Here is a 19,568-nt window from a genome sequence, read left to right as displayed (position 1 = left end):
CGCTGGTGTCTGCCTGGTTCAGGCGTTCCCGTGGGTCTCAAAGAGCACGCTGGACAGCGCGTCCTTGGCCGATGTACCCGACCAGACCACGAACTGGAAGGCCTGGAAATAGCATTCGCAGGCTTCGAGCGCCGAGGACAACAGCACCTCGACCTGCTGGCTCGACGGCTCCACGCCGCCGGCAAGCAGCAGCGACTGCCGGAACATGATCGCGCCTTCCTGCTCCCACAGATCGAAATGGCCGAACAGCATCTGCTCGTTGATGAGCGACAACAGCCGCATCACTTCGAGCGCGCGCGTCTCCGACACCTTGATGTCGAAAGCGCAGGCCAGATGCAGCGCCTCGAAATCCTCCATCCAGGAAAAGGAGACGTGATAGTCGGTCCAACTGCCGGCCACCGAGATGGAAATCTCGTCGTCGCCGGCGCGCTCGAAGGACCAGTCATTGTTGTGCGCCACCTGCTCGATGACATCCACCGGGTGGATTTCGCGGGAGAATTCGAGTTCGAGGAGTTCCATGAATGCTTCCTGTGTTCAGGGGAGCGCCACACGCTCCGCGGGGCACACACGACGAACAATCTTGTCTAGAACTCGGACGGCCAGGGCTTTCCAAACGCAAAGACCCCAACCGGACCCAACCGCCCGGCGCATGATCCCTGCTCCGAATCATGCAACAAATTCAGTCTATTGATCGGGAGTCGCGTGAACAGCCCAATTTTTCGCACTGCGTCATTCGCATGTGGAAAGGCGCTGTCAAAAAGATTCATGCAATGCCGGTAAGCGATTCACGGCAAAGCGATTTTTCGGATCGCGCTTTGTGGAAAAGTTTAGGGATTATTTTTTTGATCTGGGCTTCGCCGCAGCCGCCGGTGCGGCCTGCCCGGTCAATTCGGCGAGCTTTGCCTCGAGCGCTTCGATACGCGCCGCAAGCTGGATGTTGTCTTCCCTGGCCTTGACGGCCATCTCGCGCGCCGCCTCGAACTCCTCGCGCTGCACCACATCCATGGAGTTGAGGATGCGCTCGGCTTGCCCCCGAAAAGCCGTCTCGACCTCGCGCCGAACGCCCTGGGCGGCACCCGCGGCATCGGTCATCAGCTTTGCGAACTCATCGAGAATGCGGTTCGGTCCGTTCGACATGGCAGATCCTCGCGTGCTGGATTTGACGTAGTGGCGAGCGACACGGATTGCAAGCGAAGCCTTGCCTTGACCCCGCCAAAACCCTGCCGCATGGTCCGCGCCCGACAGACGCCGCAACCGGGAGACCCAGTTTGAGCGAATATTTCCTGCTGCCGCTGGCCTCCCTGCCCTTCCCCAACATAGATCCGGTCATCGTCCATATCGGACCGCTGGCGGTGCATTGGTATGGCGTCGGCTACATCGTCGGCATCCTCTTTGCCTGGTGGTACGCCAAGCGGCTGGTCACCAACCCCCGCCTTTGGCCGGACGGCAAGCTGCCGATGAAGCCGGAAGACCTCGACGATTTCATCGTCTGGGCGGCAATCGGCGTGGTGCTCGGCGGACGCACTGGTTTCGTGTTGTTTTACGACCTGCCGCGCTACATCGCACATCCGCTCGACATTTTTGCCGTCTGGCAGGGCGGCATGTCGTTCCACGGCGGGCTGCTCGGTGTCATCCTCGCCATGACGCTGTTCTCGATCAAGCGCGGCATCCACACCTGGACGCTGTTCGACGTCGTCTCCGCCGGCGTGCCGGTCGGCCTCGGGCTGGTGCGCGTGGCCAATTTCATCAATTCGGAGCTCTGGGGCCGGCCTTCGGACGTACCCTGGGCGATCGAATTTCCCAATGGCGGGCCGTATACCCGCCATCCGAGCCAGCTCTACGAGGCGCTCCTTGAAGGCCTCGTGCTGTTTCTCGTGCTGCGCTTCCTCACCCATTCGCGGCTGAAGCTGAGGACACCGCGCTTCGTCGGCGGCGCCTTCATCTGCGGCTATGGCCTGTCGCGCATCTTCGTCGAATTCTTCCGCGAGCCGGACCAGCAGCTCGGCTATCTGCTCGGCACCAACTGGCTGACCATGGGCATGATCCTGTCCACGCCGATGGTGCTCGCCGGCATTTGGGCCATGGCGACGGCAAAGCCGATGACGCAAACGCTGCCGGCATGACTCGGCTGAGCGACCGCATCGTCGACCTGATCGGCGCGGTGGGACCGATCCCGGTCAGCGAGTACATGGCGCTCTGCCTGTTCGATCCCAAGGACGGCTACTACACGACGCGTGAGCCCTTCGGCGCAGCCGGCGACTTCGTCACCGCGCCGGAGATCAGCCAGATGTTCGGCGAGCTTGTCGCCGTCTGGCTTTACCAGGCCTGGCAGGGCGCCGGGCGCCCGCACCCCGCCACCTTCGCCGAAATCGGCCCCGGCCGCGGCACGCTGATGAAGGACATGCTGCGCACATGGTCGCGCCTCGATCCGGTGCTTGCCGCCGGCACGTCCGTCGCCATGATCGAGACCAGCCCCCGGCTGGCCGAAATCCAGAAGGAAACGCTTGCCGACCGGAGCGCTGCCCTGACCTGGCACCAGACCATCGACACGCTGCCGCGACAGCCGCTGTTCATCGTCGGCAACGAGTTGTTCGACGCGGTGCCGATTCGCCAGTTCGTCCGTGTCGGAGAAGGTTGGCGCGAGCGCATGGTCGGCCTCGACGATGCCGACAATCTTCATTTTTTCGCCGGTGCGGGCTCTGTCGATTCTGCACTGCTGCCGGCTGGCGCGGCGGATGCGCCGCAAGGCGCCATCGTCGAGGTGGCGCCGGCCCGCGCGGCGCTGATGTCGGCGATTGCGGGGCGCATCGCCGGCCAGGGCGGCGCCGGCCTGTTCATCGACTACGGCCATCTTGAGCCGGGCATCGGCGACACATTGCAGGCTGTGCGCAGGCACGATCATGAGGATGTGCTGGCCAATCCCGGCGAAGCCGATCTCACCGCCCATGTAGACTTCTCCGCCCTGGCCGCGACCGCCCGGGCGCATGGCCTCAACGCCGAACTGACCACGCAGGGCGAATTCCTGCTCGGCATGGGCCTGCTCGAGCGCGCCGGCGCACTCGGCGCCAAGGCCGACGACGGCGAGCGGCAGGCGATTTCCGACGCGGTCGAACGCCTCGCCGGCACCGATGCAATGGGGCGCCTGTTCAAGGTAATGAAGATCCTGCCGGCGGCGAAAACCGGCTGACATCGGCAGGGAACCCGTGCAAGCTGCCCCGGCCACTTCCCGAACATCGCCACTTCCGAACATCGCCACTTCCGAACATCGCCACCTGCCCGAACTTCACCCTTGCCGAACTTCACCTTGACGAAATCGCCCACGCGGACAACAACCCATCCATGCTGAATCAGACCAGACCCGATCCAGTACGCTCGCCCCTCCTGCAGAAGGCACAAGGCATCCGTCACGGTTACTTCACCCGTATCGGCGGCGTCTCCAGCGGCATCTACCAGGGCCTCAACATCGGCACGGGCTCCAGCGACGATCAAACGCTGGTGGCCGAGAACCGTCGCCGCGTCGCCGACTGGATGGGCGTGCCGGCGAATCATCTGCTCACCGCGCACCAGGTCCATTCCCCAGATGTCGTCATCGCCAGGGAGCCTTTTGCTGGTCCGCGACCCAAGGCCGACGCCGTCGTCACCGATCGGCCGGGCATCGCTGTCGGCGCCTCGACGGCCGATTGCGGGCCGATCCTGTTCGCCGACGCCGAGGCCCGTGTCATCGGCGCTGCCCATGCCGGCTGGAAAGGCGCCTTCACGGGCGTGCTCGAAAACACCGTTGCAGCAATGGAAGGCCTCGGCGCCCGCCGGGACCGCATTGTTGCCGTGCTCGGCCCTTCCATCGGACCCGACAATTACGAGGTCGGGCCCGAATTCGTCGCCCGCTTCGTCGAGGACGACGCCGGCAATGAGCGCTATTTCAGGTCGTCGGCGAATCCTCGCCACTCGATGTTCGACCTCAACCGATATACGGTCGACCGGCTGCGCAAGGCCGGCGTGACCGCTGAAGGGCTCGGCCGCTGCACCTACGCGGAAGAGGATCTTTTCTACTCCTACCGGCGCACCACCCACCGCAAGGAAGCGGATTACGGGCGCCAGGTTTCTGCAATCGTTCTGGAGAAAGACTAATGGCGCTGCATTTCGAACGTTCGGAATTCGACGCGCGGCGCGACCGGCTGCTGATCGAGATGGCCGAGAAGAAGCTCGACGCCGTGCTGCTGTTCGCGCAGGAGAGCATGTACTGGCTGACCGGCTACGACACCTTCGGCTTCTGCTTCTTCCAGTGCCTGGTGGTGAAGGCCGACGGCTCGATGGTGCTGCTCACCCGCTCCGCCGATTTGAGACAGGCGCGCCAAACCTCGACCATCGAGAACATCATGTTGTGGACCGATCGCGACGGCGCCAATCCCGCGATCGACCTGCGCAACCTGCTCAATGACCTCGACCTGCTCGGCGCCCGCATCGGCGTCGAATACGACACGCATGGCCTGACCGCCTACAATGGCCGCCGCGTCGACGAGCAGCTGCAGACCTTCGGCCAGATCGCCGATGCCTCCGGCATCGTCGGCCGGCTGCGTCTCTTCAAGAGTCCGGCCGAGATCGCAAAGGCCGAAAAGGCCGCAAGCCTCGCCGACGACGCGCTCGACGCCGCGCTGCCGCTGATCAAGCAGGGCGGCGACGAGGCGCTGATCCTGGCCGCCATGCAAGGAGCGATTTTTGCCGGCGGCGGCGACTATCCCGCCAACGAGTTCATCATCGGCTCCGGCGCAGATGCCCTGCTCTGCCGCTACAAGGCCGGGCGTCGCAAGCTCACCAAGAACGACCAGCTGACGCTCGAATGGGCGGGCGTCTTCCATCACTACCACGCGGCGATGATGCGCACGGTCCTGACCGGCAAGGTCTCGAAGCGCCATCAGGAACTGTTCGACGCCGCCCGCGCGGCGCTGCTTGCGGTCGAGAAGGCGATGACGCCGGGCAATACTTTCGGCGACGTCTTCGACGCGCATGCCCGCACGCTCGAGGCGCACAACCTGACAAAGCACCGGCTGAACGCCTGCGGCTATTCGCTCGGCGCCCGCTTCACGCCGTCCTGGATGGATATGCCGATGTTCTACCAGGGCAATCCCGAACCGATCGCGCCCAGCATGACGCTGTTCGCGCACATGATCATCATGGATTCCGAAACCGAGACCGCGATGACGCTTGGCCGCACCTACCTCACCACGGAATCGGCGCCGAAGCCGCTCTCCCGCCATGATCTCGACTTGATCGTGCAGTGAATCCATAATGGTTGGTTCACGCGGGGGCGTTCGCCGCCAGGGAGTTTCGGGCAAATGAGACGATCGCAGGTGACGACCGTGTCATTGCTTGCGGCGCTGGCGCTTACCGCTTGCACCAACGCCAAGGACGTCCTCGATCCATCGGCTGTCACCCCACCCGCGAATTCGGCCCAATCCTCGCCGGCCACTCAAGGCATGTCGGCCACCACGTCGCCGACGACGACCTCGCCGGCCCCTGCACCGGCGGCTTCGACAGCCGGCACGCCGGCTCAGGCCGCGGCCCTCGCCAAGACCCGGCTGCAGGTGGCGCCGATCGTCGGCGCTTCGGTGGAGGCCGCGGCGCCCCTGACGGCGGAACTGCAGACACGCGCCAGGCAGCGCGGCGTGACGCTTGTCGGCAGCGCCGACCAGACGGCGACGCATGTGCTGAAAGGCTATTTTTCAACGATGTCCGAAGGCAAGGACACCACCGTCATCTACGTCTGGGACGTCTACGACCCATCGGGCAACCGCCTGCATCGCATCAACGGCCAGCAGAAGGCGCCTTCCGTCGGCAGCACCGAGGGCTGGCCGGCGGTGGCGCCCGCAACCATGCAGGCGATCGCCGATCAGACGATCGACCAGTTCACCGCTTGGCTCGGCAGCGGTGGCGCCGGCTAGAGCGACCTGTTGTGTTGCCGGCTTGCGATGCCGACGGCCTTTGTTGCGCCTTGTCGAAGGATTCCCGATCTCGAGGCTTGCAATACCGGCGCGGACCGCTAAAAGCCCGCATAAAAGGCTCATGAGAGTCTCTCCATCCTTCACCAGGAACGGTGCATGAAGCTTTTCGCGGGCAATTCCAACAGGGTGCTGGCCGAAGCGGTCGCCCGCTATCTCAACATCCCGCTGGGTAAGGCCAGCGTCCGGCGCTTCGCCGATCAGGAGATCTTCGTCGAGATTCAGGAGAACGTGCGCGGCGAGGATGTCTTCATCCTGCAGTCGACCTCCTATCCGACCAACGACCACCTGATGGAACTGCTCATCATGATGGACGCCTTCATGCGTTCCTCGGCCAGGCGCATCACGGCGGTCATCCCCTATTTCGGCTACGCCAGGCAGGACCGCCGCGCCTCCGGCCGCACGCCGATCTCGGCCAAGCTCGTCGCCAACATGATCACGCGCGCCGGCGCCGATCGCGTGTTGACGCTCGACCTTCACGCCGGCCAGATCCAGGGCTTCTTCGACATTCCGACCGACAATCTGTTCTCGGTGCCGGTGATGGCCCGCGACGTGAAGGCGAAGTACAAGCAGCTCGGCAATGTGGTCGTCGTGTCGCCAGACATCGGCGGCGTCGTGCGGGCGCGTGCGCTGGCAAAGCGCTTCGACGCGCAGCTCGCCATCGTCGACAAGCGCCGCGAGCGTCCCGGCGAATCCGAAGTCATGAACATCATCGGCGCCGTCGCCGGCAAGGACTGCCTCCTGATCGACGACATCGTCGATTCCGGCGGCACGCTCTGCAACGCGGCCGATGCGCTGCTTGCCAACGGCGCGACCAGCGTCACCGCCTACATCACCCATGGCGTGCTCTCGGGCGGCGCCGTTGCCCGCATCGCCGGCTCGAAGCTGCAGGAACTGGTGATCACCGATTCCATCCAGCCGAGCCAGGCCGTGCTCGACGCGCCCAACATCCGCGTCATCTCGATCGCCGACCTGATGGGCGAGGCGATCTCGCGCACGGCGACCGAGGAATCGGTCTCGAGCCTGTTCGATTAATGCACGTCGCCCAAGAGCATGCCCTCGGGCTTGACCCGAGAGTGCGCAGCGGTTTTGGGAGAACGACATGCGTCAAAACAAAGGCTTAAGACGCGTTGCCTGAATACATTTCCGCGCGACGCGCTTCAAGCTGCGGCGCTGCTGGCCTGGGCCGAACCTGCCGGCCGTTTAATCCCCTCGCGCGCGCCGCGCATGTAGCCGCGCGGCGAGGCCCCGAGCATCCGCTTGAACATGGTGATGAAGGCCGGCACACTGTCATAGCCGAGATCGAGCGCCACCCTGGTTATCGGCTCGCCGTCGGCGAGCCTCGGCAGCGCTGCGAACAGGCAGGCCTGCTGGCGCCATGTCGACAATGACAGCCCGGTCTGGCGGTGGAAGGCGCGGGTGAAGGAGCGCCGGCTCATGCCTGCGGCGTCCGCCCATTCGTCGATCGTCGCATGGGGCGAGGGAGCGGCGACAAACCGCCGGCAAAGCGCCGTGAGCTTCGGGTCCGACGGGAAAGGCAGGCCGAGCGGCCGCTCCGGCAGGTTCGGGATCTCGTGCAGCAGAAGCCCCATGATCAGACTGGCGCGCCCTTCGAGCTCGCCGCCCTGCGGCAGCTTTTCCGATTCCACGATCAGGCTGTGCATCAGTTCGGTGATGCCGACGACGCGCAATCCCTCCGGCAGTCCGGGAATGGCGCCCGGCATGACATAGACGGAGCGCATCGAGACATCGCCAAGCATCTCGACGGAATGCTCGATGCCGGCCGGTATCCACATCGCATGGTCCGGCGGCACCATCCAGCGTCCGTGCTTTGTCGTCACCAGCACCACGCCGACCAGCGCATGCAGCAACTGGCTGCGGCTGTGGCGGTGCTGGGGCACGTGGTAGCCGTCGGGATATTCGGTCGGCAGCGCGACCGCCGGCCCAACCGCCTCCTCCAGCCATTGCCAACGGCTTTCGTGCAGCCGGCCGAGCTCGGCGGCGTCGCCCCTGAAGATTTCCCGGCCATGCGGCATCGGATGTGGCCCACTTGCGAAACTATTGGACCAAACCACGAAAGAAGTCGCCATTCAAGCCGATTATAAGGCAAGCGTCCGATAAGACTGCCTGCGGTTCGCCGCCAAAAAGACCACGGAGCATCATTGCCTTGACCGATACGACCGCCACCGCCGTCGCTACCCCAGCGCCGGCCAGCCACCCCTCGGCGCAAGCGACGGCCTTCACCGTCATTCTTGCGGTGAGCTTCTGCCACTGCGTCAACGACATCATGCAGTCGCTGCTTTCGGCTATTTATCCGCTGCTCAAGGACAATTACGGTCTCGATTTCTGGCAGATCGGCCTTCTAACCTTCACCTTCCAGGTGACGGCCTCGCTGCTGCAGCCGGTGATCGGCATGGTCACCGACAAACGGCCGATGCCCTATTCCTTGCCGTGGGGAATGGCCTCGTCGCTGGTCGGGCTGGTGGTGCTTGCCCATGCCGGCCACTACTGGCTGCTCCTGATCGGCGCCTCGCTGATCGGCATCGGCTCGGCGATCTTCCATCCGGAATCCTCGCGCATCGCGCGCTTCGCTTCCGGCGGCCGCTTCGGCCTGGCGCAGTCGCTCTTCCAGGTCGGTGGCAATTTCGGCCAGGCGATGGGGCCGCTGCTCGCCGCCTTCATCGTCGTGCCTTTCGGCCAGACCAGCATTTCCTGGTTCGCCATCGGCTCGCTGATCGGCATCGTCGTGCTGTGGCAGGTCAGCGGCTGGTACAGCCGGCTGCGCGCCTCGATGGCCACCCGCAAGCAGGTGGCCCATGTCTCGCCCTTTCCGCGCAGCAAGGTCATGTGGGCATTGGCGGTGCTGACGCTGCTGGTGCTGACCAAGAACGCCTATATCGCCTCGCTTTCCAGCTACTACACCTTCTACGCCATCCATAAGTTTGGCGTTTCGGTGCAGATGTCACAGGTGATGCTGTTTCTGTTCCTCGGCGCCTCGGCGCTGGGCATTCTGCTCGGCGGCCCATTCGGCGACCGCTACGGACAGAAGGCGATGATCTGGTTCTCGATCGTCGGCGTGCTGCCCTTCACGCTGGCGCTCCCCTACGCCAACCTCGAATGGACGATGGTGCTCACCGTGCTGATCGGCCTGATCCTGTCGTCGGCCTTCTCCAACATCGTCGTCTTCGCGCAGGAACTGGTCCCCGGCCGCGTCGGCATGATTGCCGGCATCTTCTTCGGCTTCGCCTTCGGCATGGGCGGCATAGCCGCCGCGGTGCTCGGCGTCATCGCCGACATGAAGGGCATCGACTTCGTCTACCAGATCTGCTCGTACCTGCCTTTCCTCGGCCTGCTGACAGTGTTCCTGCCCAACATGAAGGAAGCGCGGAAGGCGCACGCGGCGGCCAGTTAAAACCGTCGATCTTCAGGACTCGAAAAAGGGCGTGGCAGCTGCCACGCCCTTTTCGATTCTTCCCCATACGCAAGGTGAAAAGCCTGTTAGTGTTCGAAACGCGTGCGCGGGCGACGCTGCCGCAGATAACTCAATGTCTCTGGAGAATGATATGCGCAAGATCGTGTTGGCCTGGTTGGGCATGCTTCTTGTTACCTTGCCGGCTATGGCACGCATCGTTCCTTTTCCGCCGGGTTTCAAGACGCAGTCCGTCGAAACCAACGGCACGAGCCTCTACGTGCGCGTCGGCGGCAAAGGTCCCGCGGTCGTGCTGCTGCATGGCTTTGCCGATACCGGAGACATGTGGGGCGCGGCGGCGGCGGCGCTCGCAAAGGACCATACCGTCATCGTGCCGGACCTGCGCGGCATGGGTCTGTCCGCCCACCCCGAAGCGGGCTACACCAAGAAGAACCAGGCCGTCGACATCGCCGGCGTGTTGGATGCCCTGAAGATCGACAAGGCAGATCTGGTCACGCACGACATCGGCAACATGGTCGGCTATGCGCTTGCTGCGCAATATCCCAAGCGCATCACCAAATGGATCATCATCGATGCGCCGCTGCCCGGAATCGGCGACTGGGAAAAGATCAAGCAAAGCCCGCTGCTTTGGCACTTCAACTTCCGTGGCCCGGATATGGAACGGCTGGTCGCGGGGCGCGAGCGCATCTATCTCGACCGCTTCTACAACGAACTGTCGGCCGACCCGAAGAAGATCGATGAGGCCACGCGCAAGCACTATGCCAAACTCTATGCCCGCCCGCATGCGATGCATGACGCTTTCGAGCAGTTCAAGGCCTTTGACCAGGACGCGATCGACGACCAGGCGATGCTCGCCACTGGCGGCAAACTGACCATGCCTGTACTGGCTGTTGGTGGGGAAAAATCCGCCGGCACCACGCAGGCCGATATCTTGCGGCTTGTTGCGACCGATGTCACAGGCGGCATCGTGCCCAACTCCGGTCATTGGATCATGGAGGAAAACCCCGACGCCACCGTCAAGCTGATCACTGGTTTTCTCGCCAGATAGGCACTGTCCCGCGGACATGTCGATGAAAGTGCACCCGCCTGACGGCGGGTGCCTTGTCTTCAACTGGACGATTCTAGGCCTTGAAGAAGGCCAGGAGGTCGGCATTGATCACATCGGCTTGGGTCGTGGCCATGCCGTGCGGAAAACCCTTGTAGATCTTGAGTTCGCCCTTCTTGAGCAGCTTGATCGCAAGCAGCGCCGAGTCCGCGATCGGAACGATCTGGTCGTCGTCGCCATGCATGACCAGCACGGGCACGTCGATCTTCTTCAGGTCCTCGGTGAAGTCGGTTTCCGAGAAGGCCTTTATGCAGTCGTAGTGCGCCTTTGCGCCGCCCATCATGCCCTGGCGCCACCAATTGTCGATCACGCCCTCCGACACCGTCGCGCCCGGACGGTTGAAGCCGTAGAACGGACCGGCGGGAACGTCGCGGAAGAACTGGGCGCGGTTGGCCGTCAGCGCCGAACGGAAGCCGTCGAACACTTCGATCGGCAGGCCGCCGGGATTGGCATCGGTCTTGAGCATGATCGGCGGCACCGCCCCGATCAGCACGGCCTTGGCGACGCGGCCGCCTGAGCCGTATTGCGCGACATAGCGCGCCACCTCGCCACCGCCAGTCGAATGGCCGACGTGGATGGCGTCCTTGAGGTCCAGATGCGAAGCAAGCGCCGCCACATCGGCGGCATAGGTGTCCATCTCGTTGCCGGTGTCCGTCTGGCTGGAACGTCCGTGGCCGCGGCGGTCATGGGCGATGACGCGGTAGCCCTTGGAGAGGAAGAACAGCATCTGGGCGTCCCAGTCGTCGCTGCTCAGCGGCCAGCCGTGATGGAAGACGATCGGCTGACCGGTCCCCCAGTCCTTGTAGTAAATCTGCGTTCCGTCCTTGGTGGTGATCGTGCCGCCGCCGGAGCCGGCCTTGGTCTGCGAAGCTTCAGTCATCTCCATCTCCTATTATTTTCGCGATAAGCAATATCGCGATAACGATATGCGTAACCTTATCGAGCTCGCCTGTCCACAAAAATATGTATCACGATAACATTTTCCGTGGTACATAATCAGAGCACCGTCGGCAAAAGGAACGCGTCGTGCCTCTTCCCTTGGACAACCAGCTCTGTTTCACGCTTTACGCCACCAGCATGACAATCAATCGTGCCTACAAGCCGATGCTGGACGCGATGGGGATCACCTATCCGCAATATCTGGTGCTCAATGCGCTGGGCGAGGCGGACGGCATGTCGGTCGGCGGCATCGCGCACCGGCTCGCCCTGGAATCGAGCACCATCACGCCCCTGGTGAAACGCATGGAGCAGGCTGGCCTGGTCACCCGCCTGCGCAACAAGACCGACGAGCGCCAGGTGCAGGTCGACCTGACCGCCGCTGGACGAGAGCTGCTCGTGCAGTGCAATTGCCTGAACGAGACCCTGATCGAGCGCTCGGGCATGACGCTGACTGAGCTCGATGCCCTGAACCGGCAAATCCAGGCGCTGCGCGATGCTTTGAGCGCTGGCCAGACGGTGGGCGCAGCTTAAAGTGCGTTGAGATTCCCGTCAGGTCGGGCCGAGAAGTGCGAGGTCCGAGAACCGGAACGGAACGCACTTTGGGTATGCGAGTACCGGTCTGTGCCGGCCGTAGGAGCGCAGGAAATAGCCGTTCGAGGCCGCCATCGCCTGATTATCATTACATTTTAGTGCAGGCCGAACTCGCGCAGCAGCTCTTCGCGGTAGCGCACGAAGCGGCTTTCGCTGCGGTCGCGCGGGCGCCGCAGGTCGACATCGATCAGCCGTGCCGCGCCGCCCTTTTCCTTGGGCAGGATCAGCACCCGGTCGGCCAGATAGATCGCTTCTTCGAGATCATGCGTGACCACAACCATGGTGACGTTCTCCTCGCTCCAGATGCGCGCCAGTTCCTCCTGCATGGAGATTTTGGTCATGGCGTCGAGCGCGCCGAGCGGTTCGTCGAGCAGCAGGATCTCCGGCTGCACTGTCAGCGCCCTGGCAATGCCGACGCGCTGCGCCATCCCGCCCGAAAGCTGCCTCGGATAGGCATCGCTGAATTCGGCCAGGCCAACCAGCGCGATATAGAAGCGCGCCCGCCTCTCGGCTTCCGCCTTGGGCACGCCGCGCACTTCCAGGCCGAAGGCGACATTGCCGAGCACGGTCAGCCAGGGCAGCAGCCGCGGCTCCTGGAAGATCACCGCCCGCTCCTCGCCGACGCCCTCGATCTTTCTCCCGTCGATGGCAACGGCGCCGCCATCGGCTCTCTCCAGCCCGGCCAGGATGCGCAGCAGCGTCGTCTTGCCGGAACCGCTGGCGCCGACGATGACCAGGCATTCGCCGGAGCGGATGTCGAGGTTGAGCGAGCGCAGCACGGCAAGCTGGCGCCCACCGAGGCTGAAGGATTTCGACAGGTCGCGTATCGTGACCTCGCCGCCGCGTGCGATAGCCATGGCGCCAGCCTCCCTGTTCAATTGGTCTTGGTTTCGCCCCGACGGTAGAGGATGTCGGCGGCCTTTAGCTTGCCTTTCGGCAGGCGGCCGTCACGCTCGAGAATGCTCACCCAGAAGTCGACGTCGCGGTTCGTGACCGCCGCCTTTTCGCGCAGGCCGAAACCGGTCCAGTAGCGCGCCAGGTCGCCATTCTCACCGCGTTTGTTGAGGACGTCGGCGAGCACCTTGCGCGCACCGTCGGGATTTTCCCGGGACCAGTCGGCGGCACGCGCGGATTGCTCGACGAAGTTGCGGGCGGTGTCGGGATTGGCGGCGATGAAATCGCGCCGCAGCACAATGAAACCGCCGGCAATCTCGCCGAGCACGTCGGTGTCGTTGAAGACGCCGCGCACGCCGCCATTGGCGACCAACTGCCCGGCGAACGTCGCCTGCCAGTAGCCGAGCCCCGCGACATCGACCTGCTTCGAGCGCAAGGTCTGCTCGAGCTGCGGCCCCGGCACCACGACCAGCTTGGCTGCGTCCGGCGGCAGGCCGACGCTGCGCAGCGCCTCGCGCACCGTGTAGTCGAGATGGGCGCCAAGCGTGTTGACCGAGATCGTCTTGCCGGCGATGTCGGCGATCGATTTGATCGGGCTGTCCTCGAGCACATAGAAGACGCTTTTGACTTGGCTGTTGATGCCGTTGCTCGGATAGGCCGCGACGAAGTCGTTACCGCCGGCAATCGAGTTGATCACGGCCGGCGTGGCGGCCGAACCCAGATCGACACTGCCGGAAGCAAGCGCGAACAGCGATTCCGGGCCGCCGCCAGAATAGCCGACATCTTCGAGCTCGATGCCGAGGCCCTCGAAATAGCCGAGCTCAGCGGCGAGCTCATGCGGGGAGAAGCCGCCTCGGCTGGCAAGGTAGCGGATCTTGACGGAGGCGGCTTGCGAGCGTGCGATCGAAGGCAGACCGGCGGCGATGATGCCGGCGGCAAGCGGTGCACGCAAGAGAAGCGAACGGCGTGTGATGGTCATGGTCCGGCCTTTCATGGTTTCAACAGTGACAGTGGAAGATTGGCTGCCTAGCCGACGGTGCTGCTCCAGCGGCAGAGCCGACGCTGCAGGCTGACCAGCGCCTGGTTGGCGATCAGGCCGAGCGCCGCAAGGATGACGATCGCCGCGAACATCAGCGGGATCTGGAAGTTGTACTGCGCATTCATCACCTGGAAGCCGATGCCCTTGTTGGCGCCGATCATTTCCGAGGCGATCAGCAGCAGCAGCGCGGTGGTGGCGCCGAGTCTCAAGCCGACAAAGATCGAGGGCACGGCGCCAGGCAGCACGACGCGTCGGAATATGGTAAGCCGCCGGGCGCCGTAGACCCGCGCCATTTCGAGCAACTTCGGGTCGACCTCTTTCACGCCGCTGATGGTGTTGAGGAGCAGCGGAAACAGTGTCGCCCAGAAGATGACGAACACCTTGGAAGCCTCGCCCAGTCCCAGCAGCAGGATGAACACCGGGTAGAGCGCCAGCGCCGAGGTCTGGCGGAAGAGCTGCAGGATCGGGTCGAGCGCCGTCTCCACGGCCTGCACCTGGCCCATGACCAGGCCGAGCGGAATGGCGACGACCACCGCCGCCGCGAACGCGATACCAGCACGCTGCAGGCTGATGGCGATGTCGCCGAGCAGGCTGCCGCCGGCGAGACCCTTCCAGAGTGCTGCGACGATCGTGTCGACCGGCGGCAGCACCGCCGCGTTGACCCAGCCGCTGCTTGCCGCCACCTGCCAGAGCGCCAGGAAGCCGAGAAGCACGCCGTAGCGCGACAGGATGCGCGCCGAGGTGCGGCCGGCCAGCCGCGCAGCCTCCGTGCCGAAGCCATTGCCGCCCTCATGCCTGCCGATGCCAACCGGCCTTTCGATGTGCTGCAAAGTCATCGTCTTGCCTTTCCTTTTCGGAGGATCATTCGGCTGCGAGCACCGTCGAACGGGCGGCCGTCCATGGGTTCTGTGGCCTCCTGAGGCCGAGATTCTCGCGCAGCGTCCTGCCTTCATAGGCGGTGCGGAACAGGCCGCGGCGCTGCAGTTCAGGGATGACCAGGTCGACGAAATCGTCGAGCGCGCCGGGCAGCCATGGCGGCAGGATGTTGAAGCCGTCGGCGGCTTCGCTGGTGAACCATTGTTCCAGCTGGTCGGCCACCTGCGTGGCGCTGCCGATCACGGTGTAGTGACCACGCGCGGTCGCCACCCATTGATAGAGCTGTCGGATCGTAAAGTTGTGCGCGTCGGCGATCTGGCGGATCAGCGCCTGCCGGCTCTTCATGCCTTCGGTTTCCTTGGCTACCGGCAGCGGCCCGTCGAGCGGGTAATCCCGGAGGTCGAGCGTCTGGCCGGCAAGCGCGTTGAGTAGCGCCACGCCGTCCTCGGGCAGGATAAGGTCGTTCAATTGCTGGTATTTCGCGCGGGCCTCCTCTTCGGTGCGGCCGACGAAAGGCGCCACGCCAGGCATGATCAGCACCTGTGCCGGATCGCGGTCGGCCGCCGCCACGCGCGCCTTGATGTCGCGGTAGAATTCCTGCGCGGAGGCCAGATTCTGGTGCGCCGTGAAGATCACCTCGGCCGAGCTCGCGGCGAGCCCGCGACCGTCCTCGGACTGGCCCGCCTGCACCACCACCGGGTGGCCCTGCACCGGGCGCGGCACGTTGAGCGGGCCCTTGACGCTGAAATGCTCGCCCTTGTGGTTGATATCGTGCAGCTTGTCCTTGTCGTAGAAGCGGCCGCTCTTCTTGTCGCGGATGAAGGCGTCGTCTTCCCAGCTGTCCCACAGCGCCTTGACGGTCTCGACATGCTCATGCGCCCGCGCGTAGCGCTCGGCATGGTTGGGCTGGACGTCGCGATTGAAGTTGCGCGCCGTGTCGTCGCCGGCGGAGGTCACGACGTTCCAGCCGGCCCGGCCATTCGACAAAAGGTCGAGCGAAGCGAATTTGCGGGCGAGCGTGTAAGGCTCCTCATAGGTGGTCGAAGCCGTGGCGATGAAGCCGAGATGCGTCGTCAGCGGCGCCAGCGCCGCAAACAGCGTCACCGGTTCGAAACCCGCGATCTTGGCGTTGCCGCCTTCGCGGGCGCCGAGACCGACTGTCAGATTGTCGGCCAGGAAATAGGCGTCGAACAGGCCGCGCTCGGCAGTCAGCGCCAGCTTTTTGTGGAACTCCAAATTGGTCGCGCCGTCGGCCGGCGAGTCCGGATGGCGCCACGCCGCGACATGCTGGCCGCCGCCGGGCAGAAATGCGCCGAGCTTGATCTGTCTGGACTTGCTGGGGCTGGTCATGGCTGGATCCTTGCGTTCGAAACGGTTGCTTCGGAGTCAGGCGGCGAGGCCGACGCTGCGGGAGGCGCCAACGACGTTGACAACCTCGGCGACAGCCTGCCGGGCGCGGGCATGGATGGCTTCCGACGCCAGGACGCCGTCGGCAAAATCCTTGTCGGAGGCGTAGATGACCGTCGGCATGGTCAGCGCTTCGAAGAAGCCGAACAATGGCCGCAGTTGGTGCTCGACGATCAGCGAATGACGTTCGCCACCGCCCGTGGCCGCCAGAATGACCGGCTTTCCACGCAGCGACGCCGGATCGAGAAGATCGAACAAGTGCTTGAAGAGGCCTGTGTAACTGCCTTTGAAGGTCGGCGACCCCGCCACCAGCACATCGGCGCGAAGCAGTTGTTCAACAATGTCGCGGGCGGCCGTGTCGAGTTCGCCGATGCGTCTTGCTTGAAGAAGCGATGGACCGAGATCCTCGATGTCGAAGACCTTCGAGGTCGCGCCGATCCGGCCGGCGACTTCGCCAGCAATGTGGCTGATGAATGCCTTGGTCTTCGACGGACGGGTCAGGTTGCCGGATATCCCCACCACCAGCTTCTTCGTCATCTCGGTTCTCCTCGCGGCGTTTATTCATTAAGCCTACCGATTTTATAGAATTAAATGAGCGAGAAGATTTCAAAACGGGCCCGGCAGAGGGATTGGGTTTGCGTCCTTTCGCCGCCGATTGGTTCAGCGGATGCGAAGTTCCGGCCTGCGCCCCGTCGCCGGGACGGCGCGGTATCGGCCGTTTCCGCCTAGGATCGGCGGGCCTCCGCGGCGCCCGCCCTGCGCGAGAATCCGTTCCGATCCGTGCTCAGTCCGGCAGGGCTTCGCTGTTGGCCGGCGGCAGTGGTGGCGCCTCCAGACCCTGGAACGGGTCGCGCCAGGCGTCGATCGCCTCCAGCCGGCGATACCAGCGGCGGATCGACGGGTAATCGTCGAGCGGCAATCCGGCGGCATCGTTGAAGGGCAGGAACGTCGCCATGCGGAAATCGGCGTAGGAGACGGAATTGCCGACCAGCCACTCGCGCCCGGAAAGCTCGGGCTCGAGGACTGTCGCTGCCGCATGGAACTGCTTCAGCCCCTCCTCGACCAGCGCCTGATTGATCGGACCCAGCCCATAGCGCTGCTTGGTCCCGCGCTCGAAGTGCACCATGTCGCAAGCGAAGGCGAACCGCTCCTTGGCCCAGCTCAGCCAGCGGATCATGTCCGGCTCGTCGTCCCCGCTGCGCCAGAAATCCGAGCCAACGTCGCGCGATAGCCGGCAGGCAATGGCGTCGGCTTCCCACAGGCTCCATCCCGAGCCGGCCAGTATAGGCAATGTCAAATTGGGGTTGAGCGCGCGATAGCGTTCGGCCTGCCCCGGCGCCATGGGCGATGCGAATTCAAATGCGATCTCCGCTTTGAGGTGACGCGCCACCGCGACGGCGAGGCGAGGATTGGGATTGCGGCTGAACAGAAGTTTCATGTCGGGCTCCAAAGGTCCTTCGAGAGTCGATCCATAGGACGATTGAAAACCGCCGGATGCTACATCGCGAAAGTAAATGAGGCTTGGCGCAACTCGCCCGATCACAACCAATCGGGAGGCGCCGCTCGAGGCAGGGTGGAGCGCCAGGAGGAAGCGTTGACCACATTGCGCAGACAGGCCGGATATCTTACTGAAACCCAGGCCAAGGCTTCCAGCTCAACGGCTTGCGCCCTCGCCCGCCTTCCGCTATAGAGCCGCCACCCGCGTAGACACCCTTGGAGGCAACGCGGAGGAAGGCCGGCCGGGCCTGCATGATCCCCAAAAGCGTTTGGACAGCCAAAGGCGTTTGGACCGACCCTGCAAGGCCGTGACGGCTTTCGACGTTTACGGACGGGCTTGCCCGCCGCAAACGCTCCATAACACGCGAAAGGAAATGCCATGAGCCACGATACTTACGAGCTCAAGGCCGAAGCGCGCGAACAGGTCGGTAAGGGGTCCGCCCGTGCAGTTCGTCGCAACGGTAAAGTGCCTGCAGTTATTTATGGCGACAAGCAGCCTCCCCTGGCGATTGCGCTCAACTACAAGGACGTCTTCTACAAGATCCACGGCGGCGGGTTCCTGACCACGGTCGCCACGATCGATGTCGAAGGCAAGAAGATCCAGGTCCTGCCGAAGGACTTCCAGCTCGACCCGGTCAAGGACTTCCCGGTCCATGTCGACTTCCTGCGCATCGGCAAGGACACCGAGGTGAACGTCGACGTGCCCGTCCACTTCATCAACGAGGACAAGTCGCCCGGCATCAAGCGCGGCGGCGTGCTCAACATCGTTCGCCACGAAGTCGAGTTCCACTGCCCGGCCAATGCGATCCCGGAATTCATCACCGTCGATCTCGCCGGCACCGACATCGGCGATTCGATCCACATCTCGGCGGTGGTCCTGCCGGCCGGCGTCAAGCCGGTGATCTCCGATCGCGACTTCACCATCGCGACCATTGCCGGCTCCTCGGCGATGAAGCCGGAGGCGGCCGAGACCACCGAGGCGGCGGAGCCCGAAGCAGCGGCTCCCGCGGCCGAAGAGAAGTAATCTCTTCCGCGCCCGGAGGCGACGATGCTTGTCTTTGCAGGCCTCGGCAATCCGGGCGCGAAATATGAGAACAACCGGCACAATGTCGGCTTCATGGCGGCGGACGCGATTGCCCGCCGCCATTCCTTTTCGCCCTGGTCAAAGAAGTTCCAGGGGCTGATTTCCGAAGGCACGCTCGGCGGCGAGAAGGTCCTGCTGATCAAGCCGCAGACCTTCATGAACCTGTCCGGACAGTCGGTCGGCGAAGCGTTGCGCTTTTACAAGCTCGAACCATCGGCCCTCACCGTCTTCTATGACGAGATCGACCTTGCGGCCGGCAAGGTCCGGGTCAAGGTTGGCGGCGGTTCAGGCGGCCACAACGGTATCCGCTCGCTCGACCAGCATGTCGGCAATGCCTATCGCCGCGTACGCATCGGCGTCGGCCATCCGGGCGTCAAGGAGATGGTGCACGGCCACGTGCTGGGCGACTTCGCCAAGGCCGACCGTGAATGGCTGGACGCGTTGCTCGACGCGATCGCCGATGACGCAGGCCTGCTGGCCAAGGGCGACGACAATTCCTTCATGAACCGCATCACGCTCACCCTGCGCGAAAAGCTCGTGCCGACCGGCGATGACGACCGGCCGCCGCCCAAGGCGCCGAAGCAGCCGAAACAGCAGAGCCACATCCGCCAGGCGCGTCCGCAGCAGCCGGCGCCGAAGGTCCCCGAAAGCGGCCCGATGGCCGCGATGCTGAAGAAGCTCTTCGGAAAAGACTGAGCCTCGAAACGATC

At 64.1% G+C, this 19,568-nt stretch carries 21 protein-coding genes; 11 read left to right on the top strand and 10 right to left on the bottom strand.

The genetic code is table 11. The annotated features are described in order from the left end of the window. Positions 1 to 18 precede the first annotated feature (18 nt). Positions 19 to 519 (bottom strand): YbjN domain-containing protein, encoded by a 501-nt coding sequence (locus tag EN853_RS10050; RefSeq protein WP_127858423.1) that lies wholly within the window; start codon positions 517 to 519, stop codon positions 19 to 21. A gap of 315 nt (positions 520 to 834) precedes the next feature. Then, on the bottom strand, positions 835 to 1,137 hold the full coding sequence (locus tag EN853_RS10045) for an accessory factor UbiK family protein (RefSeq protein ID WP_127858422.1): 303 nt from the start codon (positions 1,135 to 1,137) through the stop codon (positions 835 to 837). A gap of 131 nt (positions 1,138 to 1,268) precedes the next feature. Between EN853_RS10045 and lgt the strand changes: the two genes are divergently transcribed. The 6 genes from lgt (at position 1,269) to EN853_RS10015 (ending at position 7,031) form a co-directional block, all read left to right on the top strand. Further along, a complete protein-coding gene (gene lgt / locus EN853_RS10040; RefSeq protein WP_127858421.1) occupies positions 1,269 to 2,123 on the top strand; it encodes a prolipoprotein diacylglyceryl transferase in 855 nt (284 codons plus the stop codon). Then, entirely contained in the window at positions 2,120 to 3,187 is a 1,068-nt protein-coding gene (locus EN853_RS10035) for a class I SAM-dependent methyltransferase (protein ID WP_127858420.1), read from the top strand. Before lgt ends, EN853_RS10035 begins: the two co-directional genes overlap by 4 nt. Before the next feature lie 152 nt (positions 3,188 to 3,339). Then, positions 3,340 to 4,128 (top strand): peptidoglycan editing factor PgeF, encoded by a 789-nt coding sequence (gene pgeF, locus EN853_RS10030; protein ID WP_127858419.1) that lies wholly within the window; start codon positions 3,340 to 3,342, stop codon positions 4,126 to 4,128. After that, on the top strand, positions 4,128 to 5,279 hold the full coding sequence (locus EN853_RS10025; protein ID WP_127858418.1) for a Xaa-Pro peptidase family protein: 1,152 nt from the start codon (positions 4,128 to 4,130) through the stop codon (positions 5,277 to 5,279). Before pgeF ends, EN853_RS10025 begins: the two co-directional genes overlap by 1 nt. A gap of 54 nt (positions 5,280 to 5,333) precedes the next feature. Beyond that, positions 5,334 to 5,939, top strand: coding sequence for a hypothetical protein (locus EN853_RS10020; protein WP_127858417.1), 606 nt, complete (start codon positions 5,334 to 5,336; stop codon positions 5,937 to 5,939). 156 nt (positions 5,940 to 6,095) lie between these two features. Continuing rightward, positions 6,096 to 7,031, top strand: coding sequence for a ribose-phosphate pyrophosphokinase (locus tag EN853_RS10015; protein ID WP_112098911.1), 936 nt, complete (start codon positions 6,096 to 6,098; stop codon positions 7,029 to 7,031). A 125-nt stretch (positions 7,032 to 7,156) separates the two neighbouring features. On the opposite strand, the gene EN853_RS10010 is transcribed toward EN853_RS10015, so the two are convergent. Then, a complete protein-coding gene (locus tag EN853_RS10010) occupies positions 7,157 to 8,032 on the bottom strand; it encodes a helix-turn-helix transcriptional regulator (RefSeq protein WP_127858416.1) in 876 nt (291 codons plus the stop codon). Positions 8,033 to 8,163: 131 nt separating this feature from the next. Here EN853_RS10010 and EN853_RS10005 point away from each other — a divergent pair, with 131 nt between their 5' ends. Continuing rightward, entirely contained in the window at positions 8,164 to 9,408 is a 1,245-nt protein-coding gene (locus tag EN853_RS10005) for an MFS transporter (protein WP_167524412.1), read from the top strand. A 151-nt stretch (positions 9,409 to 9,559) separates the two neighbouring features. Beyond that, positions 9,560 to 10,474: an alpha/beta hydrolase gene (locus EN853_RS10000; RefSeq protein ID WP_127858584.1), complete on the top strand. Its 915-nt coding sequence runs from the start codon at positions 9,560 to 9,562 to the stop codon at positions 10,472 to 10,474. 73 nt (positions 10,475 to 10,547) lie between these two features. On the opposite strand, the gene EN853_RS09995 is transcribed toward EN853_RS10000, so the two are convergent. Continuing rightward, positions 10,548 to 11,411: an alpha/beta hydrolase gene (locus EN853_RS09995; RefSeq protein WP_127858415.1), complete on the bottom strand. Its 864-nt coding sequence runs from the start codon at positions 11,409 to 11,411 to the stop codon at positions 10,548 to 10,550. Between the two features lie 146 nt (positions 11,412 to 11,557). On the opposite strand from EN853_RS09995, the gene EN853_RS09990 reads away from it, so the two are divergent. After that, positions 11,558 to 12,001, top strand: a complete 444-nt coding sequence (locus EN853_RS09990; protein WP_127858414.1) for a MarR family transcriptional regulator — start codon at positions 11,558 to 11,560, stop codon at positions 11,999 to 12,001. Between the two features lie 155 nt (positions 12,002 to 12,156). Here EN853_RS09990 and EN853_RS09985 read toward each other — a convergent pair whose 3' ends face one another. From EN853_RS09985 to EN853_RS09960, 6 genes are all read right to left on the bottom strand, one after another. After that, the gene (locus EN853_RS09985) at positions 12,157 to 12,918 is read right to left on the bottom strand and encodes an ABC transporter ATP-binding protein (protein ID WP_127858413.1); all 762 of its coding nucleotides are present in this window, start codon (positions 12,916 to 12,918) and stop codon (positions 12,157 to 12,159) included. A 17-nt stretch (positions 12,919 to 12,935) separates the two neighbouring features. After that, positions 12,936 to 13,934 carry an ABC transporter substrate-binding protein gene (locus EN853_RS09980; RefSeq protein ID WP_127858412.1) on the bottom strand — a complete coding sequence of 333 codons (999 nt, stop codon included), beginning with the start codon at positions 13,932 to 13,934 and terminating at the stop codon, positions 12,936 to 12,938. A 47-nt stretch (positions 13,935 to 13,981) separates the two neighbouring features. Continuing rightward, positions 13,982 to 14,830: an ABC transporter permease gene (locus tag EN853_RS09975; protein ID WP_127858411.1), complete on the bottom strand. Its 849-nt coding sequence runs from the start codon at positions 14,828 to 14,830 to the stop codon at positions 13,982 to 13,984. Between the two features lie 25 nt (positions 14,831 to 14,855). Then, positions 14,856 to 16,220 (bottom strand): LLM class flavin-dependent oxidoreductase, encoded by a 1,365-nt coding sequence (locus EN853_RS09970; RefSeq protein ID WP_127858410.1) that lies wholly within the window; start codon positions 16,218 to 16,220, stop codon positions 14,856 to 14,858. Between the two features lie 36 nt (positions 16,221 to 16,256). Then, a complete protein-coding gene (gene msuE, locus EN853_RS09965) occupies positions 16,257 to 16,814 on the bottom strand; it encodes an FMN reductase (protein WP_127858409.1) in 558 nt (185 codons plus the stop codon). 247 nt (positions 16,815 to 17,061) lie between these two features. After that, a complete protein-coding gene (locus EN853_RS09960; RefSeq protein ID WP_127858408.1) occupies positions 17,062 to 17,715 on the bottom strand; it encodes a glutathione S-transferase family protein in 654 nt (217 codons plus the stop codon). A gap of 438 nt (positions 17,716 to 18,153) precedes the next feature. Here EN853_RS09960 and EN853_RS09955 point away from each other — a divergent pair, with 438 nt between their 5' ends. Beyond that, positions 18,154 to 18,798: a 50S ribosomal protein L25/general stress protein Ctc gene (locus tag EN853_RS09955; RefSeq protein WP_127858407.1), complete on the top strand. Its 645-nt coding sequence runs from the start codon at positions 18,154 to 18,156 to the stop codon at positions 18,796 to 18,798. 24 nt (positions 18,799 to 18,822) lie between these two features. Further along, entirely contained in the window at positions 18,823 to 19,554 is a 732-nt protein-coding gene (gene pth, locus EN853_RS09950) for an aminoacyl-tRNA hydrolase (protein WP_127858406.1), read from the top strand. The last annotated feature ends 14 nt before the right edge of the window (positions 19,555 to 19,568 follow it).

Source organism: Mesorhizobium sp. M1C.F.Ca.ET.210.01.1.1 (genome assembly GCF_004791585.1).
Classification (GTDB): domain Bacteria; phylum Pseudomonadota; class Alphaproteobacteria; order Rhizobiales; family Rhizobiaceae; genus Mesorhizobium.
The sequence above is the reverse complement of the archived record's forward strand: the minus strand, read 5'-3'. Positions and strand labels throughout refer to the sequence as shown.

Bases quoted from the DNA above. Each gene is read 5' to 3' on its own strand.
- pth (WP_127858406.1), top strand. From the start codon at position 18,823: ATGCTTGTCTTTGCAGGCCTCGGCAATCCGGGCGCGAAATATGAGAAC.
- EN853_RS09980 (WP_127858412.1), bottom strand. From the start codon at position 13,934: ATGACCATCACACGCCGTTCGCTTCTCTTGCGTGCACCGCTTGCCGCC.
- EN853_RS09985 (WP_127858413.1), bottom strand. From the start codon at position 12,918: ATGGCTATCGCACGCGGCGGCGAGGTCACGATACGCGACCTGTCGAAA.
- EN853_RS10035 (WP_127858420.1), top strand. From the start codon at position 2,120: ATGACTCGGCTGAGCGACCGCATCGTCGACCTGATCGGCGCGGTGGGA.
- EN853_RS09955 (WP_127858407.1), top strand. From the start codon at position 18,154: ATGAGCCACGATACTTACGAGCTCAAGGCCGAAGCGCGCGAACAGGTC.
- EN853_RS10015 (WP_112098911.1), top strand. From the start codon at position 6,096: ATGAAGCTTTTCGCGGGCAATTCCAACAGGGTGCTGGCCGAAGCGGTC.
- EN853_RS09995 (WP_127858415.1), bottom strand. From the start codon at position 11,411: ATGACTGAAGCTTCGCAGACCAAGGCCGGCTCCGGCGGCGGCACGATC.
- EN853_RS10000 (WP_127858584.1), top strand. From the start codon at position 9,560: ATGCGCAAGATCGTGTTGGCCTGGTTGGGCATGCTTCTTGTTACCTTG.
- EN853_RS10020 (WP_127858417.1), top strand. From the start codon at position 5,334: ATGAGACGATCGCAGGTGACGACCGTGTCATTGCTTGCGGCGCTGGCG.
- EN853_RS09975 (WP_127858411.1), bottom strand. From the start codon at position 14,830: ATGACTTTGCAGCACATCGAAAGGCCGGTTGGCATCGGCAGGCATGAG.
- EN853_RS10045 (WP_127858422.1), bottom strand. From the start codon at position 1,137: ATGTCGAACGGACCGAACCGCATTCTCGATGAGTTCGCAAAGCTGATG.
- EN853_RS09970 (WP_127858410.1), bottom strand. From the start codon at position 16,220: ATGACCAGCCCCAGCAAGTCCAGACAGATCAAGCTCGGCGCATTTCTG.
- EN853_RS10010 (WP_127858416.1), bottom strand. From the start codon at position 8,032: ATGCCGCATGGCCGGGAAATCTTCAGGGGCGACGCCGCCGAGCTCGGC.
- msuE (WP_127858409.1), bottom strand. From the start codon at position 16,814: ATGACGAAGAAGCTGGTGGTGGGGATATCCGGCAACCTGACCCGTCCG.
- EN853_RS10050 (WP_127858423.1), bottom strand. From the start codon at position 519: ATGGAACTCCTCGAACTCGAATTCTCCCGCGAAATCCACCCGGTGGAT.
- EN853_RS09960 (WP_127858408.1), bottom strand. From the start codon at position 17,715: ATGAAACTTCTGTTCAGCCGCAATCCCAATCCTCGCCTCGCCGTCGCG.
- EN853_RS10025 (WP_127858418.1), top strand. From the start codon at position 4,128: ATGGCGCTGCATTTCGAACGTTCGGAATTCGACGCGCGGCGCGACCGG.
- pgeF (WP_127858419.1), top strand. From the start codon at position 3,340: ATGCTGAATCAGACCAGACCCGATCCAGTACGCTCGCCCCTCCTGCAG.